Raw genomic sequence first — 16425 nt, 5'->3', positions numbered from 1 at the left:
ACTTTAATAAGATGCACGCGATTTTAAAGAAATATAATCTTTTACTATTTTTTCATCATTAGCAAGATTTATAAAATGTTCTTCGTGTTTCATTACATCATTGAGATGAGATGGCCATGGAGCATGAAGGCCACAAGCGCTTTTAATAGTATCAGGAAATTTAGCTGGATGAGCCGTGGCAAGAACGATCATTGGAATATGCGGTTTTTTGTTTTCACGCGCTACTTGAAGAGCGACCGCTGTATGTGGATCAACAAGATAGCCACTTTCCTTATAGACACTATCAATTGTTTGAGCTGTTGCAGCCATGTTGCTTTTTCCAGCGGAAAATAGGGAACGAATATTTTTGAGTTGCTTTTCATCAAGAGTAAAGAGCCCCGTTTTTTTCAAGTTTTCCATTGCATTGCGAATCCACATTGGATCACGATTGCCACTTTCAAAGAGCAAACGTTCAAAATTAGAAGAGACCTGAATATCCATAGAAGGTGATGTTGTATGGACTATTGGTTGTGTTTCGTAAGTACCACTGGTCAATGTACGTACAAGGATGTCGTTATCATTCGTTGCGATGACCAGTTGAGCAATGGGTAATCCCATACGGGCTGCGACATAACCTGCAAAAATATCACCAAAATTTCCAGTAGGAACAGTAAATGAAACAGCTCTATCAGGTGCTCCTAAAGAAAGTGCAGATGAAAAATAGTAAACAATTTGCGCCATGATACGCGCCCAATTTATAGAATTAACACCTGAAAGTGCTCTTTTTTTACGAAAATTGTGGTCATTAAACATTGCTTTGACAAGAGCTTGGCAATCATCAAAATTTCCTTCAATGGCAATGGCATGAACATTGGAACAATGATTGGTTGTCATTTGCCGTTGTTGAACAGGCGATACACGTCCTTTAGGAAATAAAATAAAAATATCTGAGTGTTCTTTTCCAGCAAAAGCTTGTATCGCAGCTCCTCCTGTATCACCTGATGTTGCAGCAATAATCGTTGCACATCTATTTTTTTCAGTCAAAACATAATCCATCAGTCGAGAAAGAAACTGCATTGCTACATCTTTAAAAGCTAAAGTAGGACCATGAAAGAGTTCAAGGATAAATTCATCTGCTCCAGTTTGTCGTAACGGACAGATTGCTGGATGGTGAAAGGTTGCATAAGATTCAGCGATCATATTTTCAAAAGCTGTATATTCGATTTCGTTATTCACAAAGGGCCACAGAATAGTTTTAGCAATTGTTGTATAGGACTGACCACGAAGTGCTCGTAACGCATCAAATGATAGCTGAGGAAATTTATCTGGCAAATAAAGTCCCCCATCACTTGCCAACCCTGTCATGATTGTTTCCGTAAAGCTTAAAGCAGGAGCTTCACCTCTCGTGCTGATATATTCCATAAGTCTTATCCTTTTTTTTATTTCTGGCAAATTGGTGAAGTTATTTATTTCACGTTTTTCATAATATTTAAATTATTAAATGGATAGAGCTTCTTTTCTTCTTTTTAACTCAATAATGAAAGGAAATAGCCTTAAGCATTTTTATTTTTGAGATATAAACGCCAAATGTTCACAGAAAATCTGTTACAGTCAAAAATTTCTCTCTATTATTCATTCACTTAGATTTTAAAACGTATCTTCACTTGTACACCTTCTTAAATAATAAAATTAAATAGATAGAATAGTATTTACTGAAGAACTTTTGTATAAAAATCAATCATTCATAGTTATTTTATACTCTTAATACTCTGTAACAATTAAATCTGCTAAACGAAATGTTAAAATGATACATCCCAAGACTCACATTGGAAGATTTATAAGGTAATTTTATGGCATTTCGTGCGCAAATCTATACTTTGAATAATCTTTTTTAGCTTAATTTATTACTTTGTATAATAATAGATATTATATTTGTGCTATACAGTATGGTAACCTAAAGGTTATCCATAGAAAACATACAACAGCCTGCTAAATGATGGGAAGCAGGCTGTAAAGTATTTTCATTTTAAATAGAAAAAAATAACTAAGTATCTTTGAATTATTTGCCTTTAATTTTTCCTATTGCCCATCCGATTATCCCACTAAATATGGCCATAACAGATCCAGTCAAGAATCCAAAACCCAAAGCTCCTACTGTAGAAAAAACTCCTAGCGTAATTGGTTCAAACACTTTCTCAAATTTTCCTTCAAAAGCAGATTCACTTTTTGCTCTATGAGTGAAACTTGGGACATAAAGAGCAGCTATATCGATAGCTTTTTTCTTTCCTTGTTCTATTAGAGAGACAGTTTCCCATTGAGTATCATTTTTCAAATGATTGGCATGAACATTTATAACTTGTGAAAGCAAAAAAGCAACTGCTATAAAAATATTTAATATGTAAGTTTTCAATACTTTAATCATAGTTTACCACCAATACTTTTATTTTAATCTGAATTGAATAGATGCATCGGCAGAATTAGTGCACATTGAGAGAAACAGAAGCATTTAAAGCTTTTTTCACTCTTAGTGTGATAATTCATTAGTTTTTATCATCAACAATGGATAAACACAGAATATGTTCATAGTTTATATTTCATATGAGAAGGTCTTATTCTGATGAAAGTTCAATTTTAACGAGATTTAAAATACAATATTATTTTACTTATTAGCCATCCTAAAAACATGCCTATCGTACTTGATGCATATCCAAGTGCCATCCCCATACCAAAAGCCCCGAGTGTAAGAGGTTCAACAACCTTTTCAAATTTTCCTTCGACGGTAATTTCATTTTCCATACAACGATTTAGATTTTGTGTATAGAGAGCAATCGTACTGATTGCATCCTTTCTGTTCTGTTCTGTTACAGAAATAAAAATATTCTCACGATGAATATTGTTTTGCAAATAGTTGGCATGTACACTTACAGTCTGTGAAATGTAAAAAACAGATATCATAGAAATAATTAACATATTATTGTTAAAAAAATTAATCATCATTTACCTCAAATACTTTATAGTATTCAATATATATATATGTGTGTGTATATAAATTATACTTTGGATTTTTGGATGTAATTTACAGAATTTATAATTATAGTAATAGAAGCTTCATTATTTAATAAATTTATAATAATTAATAATAACATAATGAAGCTATGTATTCTATATTTCTACAATAGATTGAATTACTTGAACATCAATACTATGTCATTTATCCAATTTATTATCGATCCTATAAAACTTATTGCATATCCAGCGTACAATAGTCCCCCTCTTACAGTCATAGGCTCAAAGACCTTTTCTAATTTTCCTTCACCTATTGTTCTATGTTCTGTTTGATAATTTACAGACGGAGCATAGAAAGCAGTCGTAGAAACTACATCGGATTTCGCATATTTTACTTGTTCCATTGGGAAAACAGAAAGTTCCTCTTTTGGAGTATCGTTTTTCAAATAGTTTGCATTAACATTTACAGTTTGTGAAATAAAAAAAGTGCTCGCTATAAAAATGCTTAAAATATAATTTTTAAATATTTTTACCATAACTTTACCTCAAATATTTTTAATTTATATATGTAATAAATATACATAATGTTTATGTATCTCACACTATATACAAGTCATATAGTTCAATATGTATTTTTAGTCAATAATAAAAATACATATAAAAATATACCTATAATTTTTTTATAAACATTATTGTAAAAAAGTAACAGTAATAATTACAAATTATATTTTTAAAAAATTTATACAATATTTTATTATGTGTTATATATAAAACAACATATGTTTATCGTATAATTTTTATAAAACGATATTAATATATTTTTTAAATACATTTATAGATAATAAAATTGATCAAAATTTTTAATTATTAAATATATAAAAATTTATTTATTATCGATAGTATAATAGAAAACATGAAAATTATGATGTAGTTATAAAAATATTATTAACAATTAAAATATGAATGGACACGATAAAATTTTATTATTTATAGTATTTATTATAGATAGTCATTATTGTATAATGTGTGTTATATAGATATTATTCAATGGTTATTTAATTGCATCGTGATAGCAGAATAATAATTCTTAATTTACTATTAAATATATACATTTATCTTATAGATAATAATATGTTATAGATACTAAAAAATGTACAATTTTCTCATAGTGTAAAGTAGAGCTCGAATTGGATAGAGATAAATGATATTATCTTTTTATCGCTAATGTGAACGGCATATTACTATGATGCAAGGCAGTGTATAGAAGAATATAATTTAGACATATTTATGAGTGCCGAAAGATCAGCATTAGATAATATTTTCAACACTTTCTTCTTTCCAAACTGAAAAGCCGCTTTTATTTTTAGAAAGTGGATTACTTTTGAAAAGATCTGATTTCATTGCTTATTTAAAAAGTCTATTAAGTGCTTTCGGAAAATTTTAAGCAACTATTGGTATCTCTGTCGCTTGTTTAACATGATTATATGTTTCATATTTATGTGCTTTTTTAAAGAAACCGTTCTCAAGGTACTCAAGCCTATTTTGCAATGATAGATATGATGATAAAGCCCCCATAATATAAAATTCTTAGGGCATCAGAATTTTTGACGTTTATAAAGAAGAAAGATGGCATTGCCATACACTTTTCTCGCTCCTAATGTTGCTACAATTTTTGCCTTTTGAGATGATTCATTAAAAGGCATTTTTATTTCTTTATTTATTTAATTCAGCATATCTAGGTTTGAAATGAGAGAATCTTACAATATTCGGTTTTTTTGCTTAATTTGAATAATGATAAATTATGATTATAAATCAATATATTGTCTGTAAATTACTTGGTATGAAATGTTTTTTATAAAATGCACATCTTCATAAGAGTGTATTCTTTTTGTTTTTTGTAATCTTAGGGAGGTTGTACTAATTGATGCTGTTAAAATACTATTTAAGCAGCAAAGTAAATAAGCCTTCAACAAGTTTATGAGATTTGGATTGAGTAAATATAAGCCTTTGTAACTCAACAAGGACGCATTTGTCATTTTCAATAAAGTCTTGTGTTCCATAGATTCCGCGAATTTTAATATTTTTTCCATGATCAATATGCACATCCTTTATAATTTTACCATAGTGTGTGTTTTTTTGATCAGATGAAAGAGGTTAGCAATTTTCACATCTTATCGAGCAAGGCATCGTAATATTTCTTTTTTGACAAATATAATAATTTATCAGGATAGGCTGCTGTGGTTGGGAGTGGGATATTGGATTTGAGATAGATAAGCAGGGTTTAATTTTTATGAGTTTGCACCCCTGTTTTTTGCTTTTTTTTAAGTACGTGCAATGGTTAACAGACTTATGATCTCAATGAGGTGCTATATTTTTCCTTCACATTGAGATGCAATTCACCCGTGTCGTGAATTGCGCATTTATTGAAGTTATTATAAAAGGAGCAGCGAGAAGAGCAGGACATTTGAATAAAAATGCTTCTTACAAGAGTTTACAAATTGATATATTCAAGAGATTTTTTATAATAGATCTCGCCATACTGCCATTGCTTCTAAGACTTCTCCTAAATGAGCATGTTTTGCAATAACTGTTTCTGCACCAGCTTCTGCAAGTGCATTAGAGTGGCCAAGATAGCTATGTGATCCTCCCGTAAAGCCGATGACACGCATACCTGCTGCTATGGCTGCGTGTACACCATGAAGTGAATCTTCTATAACGATAGTGTTTTGGGGCTCTGCCTGTAATTGTTGTGCGGCAAAAAGGAAAACATCAGGGGCCGGTTTCGTTCTTTTTGTTCCAACTTCAGGTGCTGAAAATATTTTACCTTCAAAAAGGTCATAGAGATCAACCGTGGTGAGCATCTCTTTTATATCTACGCTTTTTGCATTAGAGCAGATACAGTAGGGATAGCGTGTTTGGATAATTTCTACAGCTTCTCTTACATCATCAATCGCCCGTAATTTAGTTTTTATTTGTGTACGAAAAATATTAGTCATTTGATCTATGAGATGAGCAGAAATAGGTTTTTCTGTTTCCTGTTCAACGTGTTTAAGAATATCGCGAAAGATAAGCCCTGCAAAACGCTCACTCAATTCTTCGGGTGATATTTCATATCCTGTTTGTTTGAGCAATTGAGATCCAATTTTTGCTGCAAGATATTCAGAGTCGACGAGAACTCCGTCACAATCAAAAATAATAAGATCTATCTGAGGCATAAGATACTCCTTTACATGTTACGAGATGGACAACTTTCATGAAAACGATATTGAGAAGATCTTATTTCATAAAAATACGCTTTGAAAATGATTCTTAATTCTTTTACGAAATAAAAGATATGGGAACAGTACATTGAAAAAAAGAAAATTAAGGTTTCATTCATATGAAAGTTTTTTTACTAAAAAAACAAAAACAATTATCAATTTTGTAGAACTTTAACGATACGTTTACGCTATTTTGTAAATATAGATGGGTAATGCGGGCCTATAAACTATTTTGGTTGATTATAGGGCAAATTCAGTTAATTTTGTTGGGTTTTTCATGACAGTTATTCAGCTTCAAAAAGATTTCCTTCGTACTCCCTCACAAATGCCATGGCGCAATAAAATTTTTAAAGGAGATTGTGTTTCCGTTTTAGAAAAACTTCCAAAACATTCTGTTGATATGATTTTTGCGGATCCACCCTATAATTTGCAATTGGATGGAGCTTTATACCGTCCAGATCATTCGCTTGTTGATGCGGTTGATGATGCATGGGATCAGTTTGAGAGTTTTGCTGCTTATGATGCTTTTACTCGTGCATGGTTGCTTGCTTGTCGTCGTGTATTAAAACCCAACGGAACACTTTGGGTTATCGGATCTTACCATAATATTTTTCGGGTTGGGACGGCATTACAAGATTTAGGTTTTTGGATGCTTAATGATATTATTTGGCGCAAGAATAATCCGATGCCTAATTTTCGAGGGCGCCGTTTTCAAAATGCTCATGAGACGCTTATTTGGGCCGTGCGAGATCAAAAAGATAAAAAGTACACATTTAATTATGATGCCTTAAAAGCGGCAAATGAAGATCTACAAATGCGTTCAGATTGGCTTTTCCCTCTCTGCACTGGAGCTGAACGTTTAAAGGATGATTCGGGGCGTAAATTACATCCAACACAAAAACCGCAAGCGTTATTAGCGCGTATTATTATGGCTTCTAGTAAACCTGGTGATGTTATTCTCGATCCGTTTTTTGGTTCGGGAACAACAGGTGCTGTTGCCAAGCTTTTAGGGCGTGATTTTGTTGGGATTGAACGCGAGCAAGATTACATCGATGCAGCATGTGAGAGAATTGCGTCGGTTCAACCTTTAGCGCAACCAGAACTAGCGATTTTGGATAGAAAAAAAGCAGAACCGCGCGTAGCATTCAACAGTTTGCTTGAAGCAGGTTTACTCTATCCTGGAGAAGTTCTGTATGATCGTAAGAAGCAAGTATCTGCTATTGTAAGAGCTGATGGTACGATTATGCATGGTGGTGAAGCGGGCTCAATTCACGCAATGGGAAGAAAGGCTCAAGATTCGCAGAGTTGTAATGGTTGGACCTTTTGGTATTATGAGGAAAATGGACGGTTGAAGTCCATAGATCATTTAAGAATGATCATACGTTCACAAATGTTAAAAACGGGTGTTTTATGAACTAAGCTGATCGCTTCATTCTATTGACCACCAATATACCTGATCTTGATTGAGATGGACGTGAGGGTGTTTTAGCCTTTCTTAGATGTTTTTTATTGACACACTAAATCTCGCTTGTAAGCGACAAGCGAGTATTTTATGCTTCTTTTAGAAGAAATTAAAATGAGAAATTTTCAATCTATGTTCTCATTTTAGTTCCAAAACAGTAAAATTTCAATATAAGCTTATAAAAATGAAATATCAGAATTAAAAGGTTCATTCAGAAGTTCAAAATTAAGTGCTTTTTTGAATACGTACATCTGTAAAGTGCATATAATATATTGATTATAAAGATAATTTAGCGCAACTCATATCGAATTGCCCTCGGAATATCGTCAAGTTTTCTTATTTCAAATTTGTTCCATATTGAATCGATGAAAATTACTTTCTTGCATGTCATAAACGGGGTTGGCGTGTGAATAAAAATTGTTAACGAAAGAACTAAAAGTACCTCTTATAATCCGTTTCACGTACCAAGGGATGTTGAGGGGGCTGGTAAATATAACGATGGTGCTAACTTGCTCCGTCATAAGCGAAAAAAGGATAGATCCTGAAATTTAAATCTAAAGCTTCTAAGCGTTTCTATCGCTCCTTAATTTTTGTCTGTAGAAAAAATTGGTTATTTCATTTTTTAAAATTTTTCTTTTACAGATTAATAAATGATCGCTAGAGATACAAAAGTCTCCATTAGAAAACATTTTTATGAATAGGGAAGGTTATTTAAATCTAAAAGAATTGGGAAGTGCTACGGAAATGGCTTTTTTCATAACAGTAGGTAATGCTTCTTCGGCAAGATGTTGAATGTTACACCACCAACCATTTTCACAATTCATTTCATGAACATCTTCGGTATAGTAAACATCAAGTTTTAGAGAAAAGTGAGTAAAAACATGCGTAATTTGTCCTTTGAATTGCCAATTGGCAGTAAAGGGTGCGTTTTGTAGCCCATTTTCGTTGTTTATGCCAATATTGTTAGGAATTTGGGTCATTCCACCAAGGAGCTTTTGCGTCTGTCGTTTTTCCAAATAAATTTGTTTCTTTTTATTAAGGACCACAAAAGCAATACCTGTTTTTGAAGGGCGTTCTTTTTTAGGGGCTTTAACTGGAAAAGACTCCGGTTGTTGCATCTTTTCTGCTTTGCATAAACATTGAAGAGGGCAGGTATAACAAGATGGTTTGCGTGGAGTACAAATTGTTGCTCCCAAATCCATCATTGCTTGAGCAAAGTCACCAGGACGATTTAAAGCAGTAATTTTTTGTGTTTTTTCTTTAATTTCAACTTTTGCTTTTTGCAATATTGAAGTGATAGCAAAAAGTCGCGCTACCACACGTTCGACATTACCATCAACCACTGCTACAGGGTGGTTAAAAGCAATCGCAGCAATGGCTGCGGCAGTATAATCTCCAATACCGGCTAGAGTTCGCAATTCTTTTACAGATTGTGGAAATTGTCCCGCGTAGTTTTCAACAAGCTGTCGCGCACATTTTTTAAGATTACGTGCGCGTGAATAATAACCAAGTCCAGCCCATGCTTTCATGATATCATCTTGGGAGGCTTTTGCTAAAGAGGAAAGATCAGGCCATAGTTTTAGAAACTTTTTAAAATAAGGCTTAACTGTTTCAACGGTTGTTTGTTGAAGCATGATTTCAGAAAGCCAAACTTGATAAGGATCAGGACGGATACCTTGTTTTTGCTTTTCGGGGGTAATCCGCCATGGAAGATGTCTGTGATTTTGATCGTACCAAGCAAGGAGGTGCGAAGAAATTTCATACATGATTGCTTTCAAGCATAGGGAGATATAAAATGCAAAAGAAAAAATTATTTATTTTGTAATTCATGTTTTTTGCTCTTTTATTGTCAAGGCTCTGGTGAGAAAAGGCTTTTTATTTTGTTGATATTTCATAAATTGAGGAGGCAACAATTTTTAGATGAAACAAATGATTTTAATTTAGTAAGCGGTTGAACAATGATCTAAAAATGAGAAAACAACTTAAAAAACGTATCTTTTATTCTCTTTCTGAGGCGGTATACAAAATACTTGATCCAGTTTTACGCAAACGGACAGGGCTTAATGTAGCGCTTATAGAACATTGGCCACAGATTGCGGGCTATGATATCAGTGAACATACAATGCCGCTTAAAATTATTTGGAAACGTCGTGCAGATCAAGATGAAGTTTTTCAGCCAGCAACACTTGTTGTCGCATGTGAAGGATTTGCTGCGTTAAAATTGATGCATGAAACAGAGGAATTACTTCATAGAATTAACGGATTTTTTGGCTATATTGCTATTGATCGCATCAAGATTGAGCAAAGGAGTATGTCGGTTTTTATGAATCACTTGCCTCTAAAACCGCCTTTGAGTGAACAAGACAAAAAATGCGTGGAAAAAATGCTTGAAGGAATTGAAGATAAAAGTTTGCACCAAGCACTTTATCAACTTGGCTGTTGCATTTTTTGGGAAAAAAATAATAAATAGAAAGATATTTTATATATTTTTCTTTAATATATGAGAAAGCATTGGATTCCTATTCGTTAATAACAACAGAAAAGTATTATTTATGGTAAAATATCGTTCTTTTTTATCTTTCGGGATAATTTTTCTCTTCATAACGATTGTACAAAACAGTGTAACAGTTGCTTTAGCGCGTGATCCCAAATCAGTGGCAACTGTTGATATGGCAGAGCTTCTCCAATCGGGTAAAGTAAAGGATCGCTTTGAGGGAGAGGCGGATGCACCAGTCGTCATTGTTGAGTATGCTTCGTTGACATGTACCCATTGTGCGCATTTTTATAATGATATACTTCCCCAAATTCGTAAAAAATATATCAAAACAGGAAAAGTAAAACTTATTTTCCGAGAATATGCTTTTGATCCTCGGGCAACAGCAGGTTTTATGTTGGCACGGTGTGCACCGGAAGATCGCTATTTTCCTTTGATAGAAGTTTTATTTCAAAAACAAAATGAATGGGCTTTCGGAAAAAATGCTCTAACACCATTGAAGAAAATTGGCTTAATGGCTGGTTTTACAGATGAAAGTTTTACTGCGTGTTTGAAAAATCAGTCCATTTTAGATGAAGTAAATGCATCTTTTGAACGCGGTAAAGAGCTTGGTGTCACAGCAACACCTACTTTCTTTATTAATGGTAGTAAATATGAAGGTGCCATGAAAGTAGAAGAATTTTTTTCGGTGATTGATAGTTTTCTAAAAAACTGAATCTTAATCTTCCAGAAGATGGATAGTGATACTTTTGGTCATTATCTCTTTTGTAAGGATTAATATTATGCATTTATGAAGCGATATCGTTGAGCCAATTTTGAATCAAATCATTGCTTTTAAGTGAGCCTGGGTTGAATGATGTTTTGAAGCTGATATGGGAGGATTTGTACAGTGAAAAAATGGGTTTATAGTTTTGGAGATGGAAAGGCAGAAGGAAGTGCAAGTGAGCGTAACCTTCTCGGAGGTAAAGGGGCTAATTTGGCAGAAATGAGTAATCTTGGTTTGCCCGTACCACCCGGATTTACGCTGACAACAGAAGTTTGTAATTTTTATTATGCCCATGACAAATCATATCCAGAAGAGCTACAGGAATCTGTTAAGCAAGCACTAAGATACGTTGCTGAACAAACAGGACGTGAATTTGGGAATGAACAAAGACCACTTTTGCTGTCTGTTCGTTCAGGGGCTAGGGCTTCTATGCCAGGGATGATGGATACAGTGCTGAACCTTGGCATGAATGATAAAACTGTAAAAGCAATTGCTTTACAAGCCAATAATGAACGTTTTGCTTATGATAGTTATCGGCGTTTTATCCAAATGTATTCTAACGTTGTTTTGGGGCTAGACCATTCGTATTTTGAAGAGATTCTTGATGAAGTAAAAGCATGCAATGGTTACACTATTGATACAGAAATGACAGCAGATGATTGGAAGAATGTTATTATTTCTTATAAAGCCTATGTTGAAGAAAAATTAGGAACCCCTTTTCCACAAGATCCTGAACAACAGTTATGGGGGGCAATTGGAGCCGTTTTTTCAAGTTGGATGACAGCACGTGCAGTTACTTATCGCCGTTTACATAGCATTCCTGAAAGTTGGGGAACGGCAGTTAATGTGCAAGCTATGGTTTTTGGTAACATGGGAGAAGATTCGGCAACAGGTGTTGCTTTTACACGCAATCCATCGACAGGGAAAAAAGAACTTTATGGTGAATTTTTAGTTAATGCGCAAGGGGAAGATGTTGTGGCGGGCATTCGAACGCCTCAAAATATTACAGAAAGTGCGCGTATTGTTGCTGGTTCAAATAGACCGTCGTTAGAAAAAATTATGCCTGAGGCTTTTTTGAAATTATGTCAGATTGCGCAGAAGCTTGAGCAGCATTATCGGGATATGCAAGATCTCGAATTTACCATTGAAAAAGGTAAATTATGGATGCTTCAGACTCGTTCAGGAAAACGCACGGCTCGTGCGGCTCTCAAGACGGCAATTGAAATGGTTGAGGAGGGGTTAATAAACCGTGAAGAGGCTGTGATGCGTATTGATGCAAAGTCGCTGGACCAACTTTTGCATCCAACACTTGATCCTAAAGCAGAACGTTTTGTTATAGGACGTGGTTTACCTGCTTCTCCTGGAGCCGCAACTGGTGAAATTGTTTTTACTTCAGAAGAGGCAGAAACTGTGTCGGCGGAAGGTCGCAAAGTTATTTTGGTCCGTGTAGAAACAAGCCCAGAAGATATTCATGGTATGCATGCTGCAGAAGGAATTTTAACAACGCGTGGCGGTATGACAAGTCACGCTGCTGTTGTTGCGCGGGGGATGGGAAAACCATGTATTTCTGGTGCTGGCAGTGTGCGGATTGATTATAACACAAATACGTTGTTTGCCTCAGGAGAAAGCTTAAAAAAAGGTGATGTTATCACAATTGATGGTGGAAGTGGAGAAATTTTCAAAGGGAAAGTTGCAATGTTGCAGCCTCAGCTTTGCGGAGACTTTGCAAAATTAATGGAATGGGCTGATGGGATGCGACGTATAAGAGTTCGCGCTAATGCTGATACACCATCTGATGCCCGTATGGGGCGCTCTTTTGGGGCTGAAGGTATAGGTCTTTGCCGTACGGAGCATATGTTTTTTTCTGATGAACGTATCGTTGCCATGCGTGAAATGATTTTAAGTCATGATGAAAGTGGTCGTCGTAAAGCACTAGATAAGCTTTTGCCAATGCAGCGTTCAGATTTTAGTGAATTATTTGAAATTATGTGTGGTTTACCTGTTACTATCCGCTTGCTAGATCCACCATTACATGAATTTTTGCCTAAAACGAAAGCAGAAATTCTTGATGTTGCAACAGCTATGGGTGTTGCTGCTGAAGTGCTTGCTGAACGCACTCAGCAGTTGCACGAATTTAATCCTATGCTTGGATTACGAGGATGCCGTTTAGCTATTACTTATCCTGAAATTGCAGAAATGCAAGCGCGGGCGATTTTTGAAGCAGCAGCAGAAGCTGCCCAAAAATCTGGATCTCCTGTTATGCTTGAAATTATGGTGCCACTGGTTGCGCTTAAATCTGAACTCGATTTTGTGAAAGCGCGTATTGATCAGGTTGCTGAGGAAGTGATGAAAGAAAAGGGAAGCACTATTCAATATATGGTTGGGACGATGATTGAACTTCCAAGAGCGGCGCTTCGAGCAGATGAAATTGCTGAAACTGCTGAATTTTTTTCATTTGGAACAAACGATTTGACACAAACTACTTTTGGGATTTCCCGTGATGATGCAGCTCCTTTTTTGGCAACCTATTTTCAAAAAGGTCTTTTAGAGCAAGATCCTTTTGTGTCTATTGACCGTGATGGAGTAGGGGAACTTATTACCATTGCTGCACAGCGTGGACGCTCAAAGCGTGCAAAAATAAAATTGGGAATTTGCGGTGAACATGGAGGCGATCCTGCCTCTATTGCTTTATGCGAAGAAAATAACCTAGATTATGTTTCGTGTTCTCCTTTTCGAGTGCCAATTGCTCGTTTAGCAGCAGCTCAGGCCGCAATAGCAAAAAGGATGTAATGGGTTAATATTTTTTGTTGTATCGTTATTACTGAAATAAATTTTTATATATTCTTTTATTTTCTTTAATAAAGGGAATAAAAATGCTTCTAAAATGCACGATAAGTTGTGTTACGCGTTAGAGGTTTATGAGAGAAAATATAAAGCACAGGATAGACAAAGATGTATTATTAATGCACTTTTTATTAGCGAACCTCTTGATAGAGAGAAACGTGTTATTGTGCAGTCAATTTACGCGTTTGCTTTTTTATAGGGGAATGAGCTCCTCACGCAAAGTAGAATGCTGCAAACAAATGCATTTTTTTGCGCATCATGCTGTTTGAGATAGACATTTCTCAGTGATGCCCCATTTCACATTGATATTCGTGGAATGGGGATTATGTAAAACTCCCCGTAAGTTTATAAAAATCTTCCCAAAATTTATAAACTCCATTATGCACTCCCATCTTTACATTTATAAAGGAATATCAAAGTTACACAATCTATTGATTTATAAAGATAATTTTTTATTTCTCATATTGAATGAAAGCTGTAAATATCATAAGATCTTCTTATTTCGACTTCTTTTATAATGAATCAATCAAAACCATGTTTTTTGTATGTTACAGGCGGGATGAGCGTCTGTAGGTAAAAAAATAAAGCAAGGATATGCCTCTTATGAAACGTCTCAAGTGAGAGCTATCACAAATTGAAGGTAGGTACAGTGTGTAATGGTGCCGGCTTGCTTCTTCACAAGCGTAAAGATGATGTGCGCTGTCGCGCAGTTGTTGTGGGGGGGGCCTGCTATTATTATTCACGGGTGTTGTTGCGAAATGGTTTTGGGTGCTTTAGAGATGTTTTTTAAGAAAGCCCGTGAATGGCAATCCAAGTATATTCCGTTTGGGACATTTTGTTTTAGGTGAGGGGGAGTGAGACCAAAAAGACATGTGATAAAGTAAGAGCATGAGGCAATAGGTAATTTCCGTTATTTTAAAGATATTGCTTTAGATGTCTTTGAAAGGCGTAAAGCTGAATTAAAAGGAAATGGCAAAGATGAAAAATGGTGTTTACCTTAAAATTTCATATTCTTCCCAAATTAGGCTGTTTTCCTGTTTTAAGAGATTATACAAACAGAGATGCGCAATATTCTTGCCTCCATTTGGCATATAAAAGCTATAACAGCTGAGAGAAGTACTAAACTGTCTTAACATTTTTTTCAAACATACTGCTGCGGTAAGTTTGGATGTTGATTTATAGACAATACTAAACGCACACGCTCTCTTAAGAAGACAATGTCATAAAACACATAACTTTCCAGCAATAGATTAGAGAGAAGGCCGGTTTTTTATCAGACACTTTGCAAAACAACAACCATAACACAATTAGCTTTACGTCTACTTATCCTTACAGGTGTTTGCACAAATTCTTTGCATCATATTTATAAAGATCAAATTGACGATAATATATGGACAATTCGTGGTTCGATAATATGAAAGGTTTACGTGATACTACAAAAATTTCGTGTCCTTTTATCATCAGAGGCAATAAAAGTGCTAGAACAAGCGCGTTTGCTATTTTGCAATATTCTTTTTTCTGCAATCGGTTGTGGTTTTTTTGAAGCAAATTATACGGCTCAACATGTAATGTGTAAGAAAACCATTCTGATTGATTGAAAATAAGAGGGCTTGAGATGAAGGAATGTTTGAGGGGAGCATTAAACAAACGAAAGATGAATTATCATTATAAATTAAGAGATTATTATGATTAGCTTCAATTTAATAAACCAATTTCACGCATTTTCATTAAAATTGTGTGATTAATTTTACCTGTTACAGGAAGATCAAATATTTTTTGAAACTGTTTTAAGGCTTCTATCGTCTTTTGATCTTCTATTCCTGTGACAATAACCTCCTCATTCCCAAAAATATGTAAAGCTTTTTGCACTTGTATAATATCTTCAACAGAAGGCTCTAAAATAGCTTCTTTTAAGTGTGTCATATTTTTTGTATTGTTTGTTTCTATTTCGCTTTGCTTAATTAATATCGCGATTTCATCTGCTGCGGGATTAGATAGAACATTCTTTTGCATTCTCTGAGCAGTTTGCTGTTTCCACAAAGTGATGGCTCGGCGTGTTTTAGGTCCTTCCAGTCCATCTAATGGTCCATCATAAAGTCCTAATTTTGCTAGTTCTTTTTGCTTTTCCAGCATGCTTGCTGATTGAGAGGGTAAAGATGAATTTGTGTACTTATGACTTTGAGAATGTACAGAAGTTACACGGGAGAGTTCTTGTGATTTTTCTTCTTTTTCCGATAAAGTAGAGCTCTTACCTATACTTTGAACAGAGGAAAATTTCATTTGAGTTAAAATATTTTGATGCGTTGTCATTTGCGAAAATAAAGCATTAAATGAAATAAATAAAAAACTAATGCTAAAAAGAAAAGATCCAACAAAAAATAAAGTATTTTTTCGTGTATAGAAATAAATAGTTTTTGCACTCCAAAAAATAAAATGAAAAATTATAAGAAGAAGTGTTATAACAATACTACTATAGTATTTACGGTGTTTTACAGTTTTTTTTCGGTAGGTCTTTCGTTTTGTTGCCATTACTTTTATTTTCAGTTGCGTTTATTTTTTACAAAGAAACAAATATAAATTAGGAAACGAATATGAATCAGTTTTTACTTCCAGC

11 protein-coding genes are annotated in these 16425 nt (G+C 34.5%); 4 read left to right on the top strand and 7 right to left on the bottom strand.

What is annotated here, in order from left to right; all coding sequences use genetic code 11:
- Positions 1-3 precede the first annotated feature (3 nt).
- The 5 genes from thrC to ACFINI_RS02375 all read right to left on the bottom strand — a co-directional run bounded on the left by thrC (position 4) and on the right by ACFINI_RS02375 (position 6200).
- Positions 4-1401: a threonine synthase gene (thrC, locus tag ACFINI_RS02395; RefSeq protein WP_375611136.1), complete on the bottom strand. Its 1398-nt coding sequence runs from the start codon at positions 1399-1401 to the stop codon at positions 4-6.
- Positions 1402-2038: 637 nt separating this feature from the next.
- Positions 2039-2401, bottom strand: a complete 363-nt coding sequence (locus tag ACFINI_RS02390) for a hypothetical protein (RefSeq protein WP_375611137.1) — start codon at positions 2399-2401, stop codon at positions 2039-2041.
- A 209-nt stretch (positions 2402-2610) separates the two neighbouring features.
- Positions 2611-2976 carry a hypothetical protein gene (locus ACFINI_RS02385; RefSeq protein WP_375611138.1) on the bottom strand — a complete coding sequence of 122 codons (366 nt, stop codon included), beginning with the start codon at positions 2974-2976 and terminating at the stop codon, positions 2611-2613.
- A gap of 188 nt (positions 2977-3164) precedes the next feature.
- Entirely contained in the window at positions 3165-3521 is a 357-nt protein-coding gene (locus ACFINI_RS02380; protein ID WP_375611139.1) for a hypothetical protein, read from the bottom strand.
- Between the two features lie 1983 nt (positions 3522-5504).
- Complete coding sequence (locus ACFINI_RS02375) at positions 5505-6200, bottom strand: HAD family hydrolase (RefSeq protein ID WP_375620663.1); 696 nt, start codon at positions 6198-6200, stop codon at positions 5505-5507.
- Between the two features lie 370 nt (positions 6201-6570).
- Between ACFINI_RS02375 and ACFINI_RS02370 the strand changes: the two genes are divergently transcribed.
- Complete coding sequence (locus ACFINI_RS02370) at positions 6571-7659, top strand: site-specific DNA-methyltransferase (RefSeq protein WP_375645543.1); 1089 nt, start codon at positions 6571-6573, stop codon at positions 7657-7659.
- A 755-nt stretch (positions 7660-8414) separates the two neighbouring features.
- On the opposite strand, the gene mutY is transcribed toward ACFINI_RS02370, so the two are convergent.
- Entirely contained in the window at positions 8415-9473 is a 1059-nt protein-coding gene (gene mutY, locus ACFINI_RS02365; RefSeq protein ID WP_375620664.1) for an A/G-specific adenine glycosylase, read from the bottom strand.
- 203 nt (positions 9474-9676) lie between these two features.
- Between mutY and ACFINI_RS02360 the strand changes: the two genes are divergently transcribed.
- The 3 genes from ACFINI_RS02360 (at position 9677) to ppdK (ending at position 13757) form a co-directional block, all read left to right on the top strand.
- Positions 9677-10177, top strand: coding sequence for a DUF721 domain-containing protein (locus ACFINI_RS02360; protein WP_375645524.1), 501 nt, complete (start codon positions 9677-9679; stop codon positions 10175-10177).
- A gap of 82 nt (positions 10178-10259) precedes the next feature.
- Positions 10260-10916, top strand: a complete 657-nt coding sequence (locus ACFINI_RS02355; RefSeq protein WP_375611143.1) for a DsbA family protein — start codon at positions 10260-10262, stop codon at positions 10914-10916.
- Between the two features lie 174 nt (positions 10917-11090).
- Positions 11091-13757, top strand: coding sequence for a pyruvate, phosphate dikinase (gene ppdK / locus ACFINI_RS02350; protein ID WP_375645523.1), 2667 nt, complete (start codon positions 11091-11093; stop codon positions 13755-13757).
- A gap of 1749 nt (positions 13758-15506) precedes the next feature.
- Here ppdK and ACFINI_RS02345 read toward each other — a convergent pair.
- Entirely contained in the window at positions 15507-16340 is an 834-nt protein-coding gene (locus ACFINI_RS02345) for a peptidoglycan-binding domain-containing protein (RefSeq protein ID WP_375620667.1), read from the bottom strand.
- Between the last annotated feature and the right edge of the window lie 85 nt (positions 16341-16425).

The sequence above is a fragment of the Bartonella sp. AA56HLJMS genome (genome assembly GCF_042197145.1).
Classification (GTDB): Bacteria; Pseudomonadota; Alphaproteobacteria; order Rhizobiales; family Rhizobiaceae; genus Bartonella.
This window is presented reverse-complemented; position numbering and strand designations above follow the sequence as displayed.

Excerpts from the sequence above, each read along its gene's own strand:
- ACFINI_RS02375 (WP_375620663.1), bottom strand. The coding sequence starts at position 6,200 with ATGCCTCAGATAGATCTTATTATTTTTGATTGTGACGGAGTTCTCGTC.
- ACFINI_RS02390 (WP_375611137.1), bottom strand. The coding sequence starts at position 2,401 with ATGATTAAAGTATTGAAAACTTACATATTAAATATTTTTATAGCAGTT.
- ACFINI_RS02380 (WP_375611139.1), bottom strand. The coding sequence starts at position 3,521 with ATGGTAAAAATATTTAAAAATTATATTTTAAGCATTTTTATAGCGAGC.
- ACFINI_RS02360 (WP_375645524.1), top strand. The coding sequence starts at position 9,677 with ATGAGAAAACAACTTAAAAAACGTATCTTTTATTCTCTTTCTGAGGCG.
- thrC (WP_375611136.1), bottom strand. The coding sequence starts at position 1,401 with ATGGAATATATCAGCACGAGAGGTGAAGCTCCTGCTTTAAGCTTTACG.
- mutY (WP_375620664.1), bottom strand. The coding sequence starts at position 9,473 with ATGTATGAAATTTCTTCGCACCTCCTTGCTTGGTACGATCAAAATCAC.
- ACFINI_RS02370 (WP_375645543.1), top strand. The coding sequence starts at position 6,571 with ATGCCATGGCGCAATAAAATTTTTAAAGGAGATTGTGTTTCCGTTTTA.
- ACFINI_RS02345 (WP_375620667.1), bottom strand. The coding sequence starts at position 16,340 with ATGGCAACAAAACGAAAGACCTACCGAAAAAAAACTGTAAAACACCGT.
- ACFINI_RS02385 (WP_375611138.1), bottom strand. The coding sequence starts at position 2,976 with ATGATGATTAATTTTTTTAACAATAATATGTTAATTATTTCTATGATA.
- ACFINI_RS02355 (WP_375611143.1), top strand. The coding sequence starts at position 10,260 with ATGGTAAAATATCGTTCTTTTTTATCTTTCGGGATAATTTTTCTCTTC.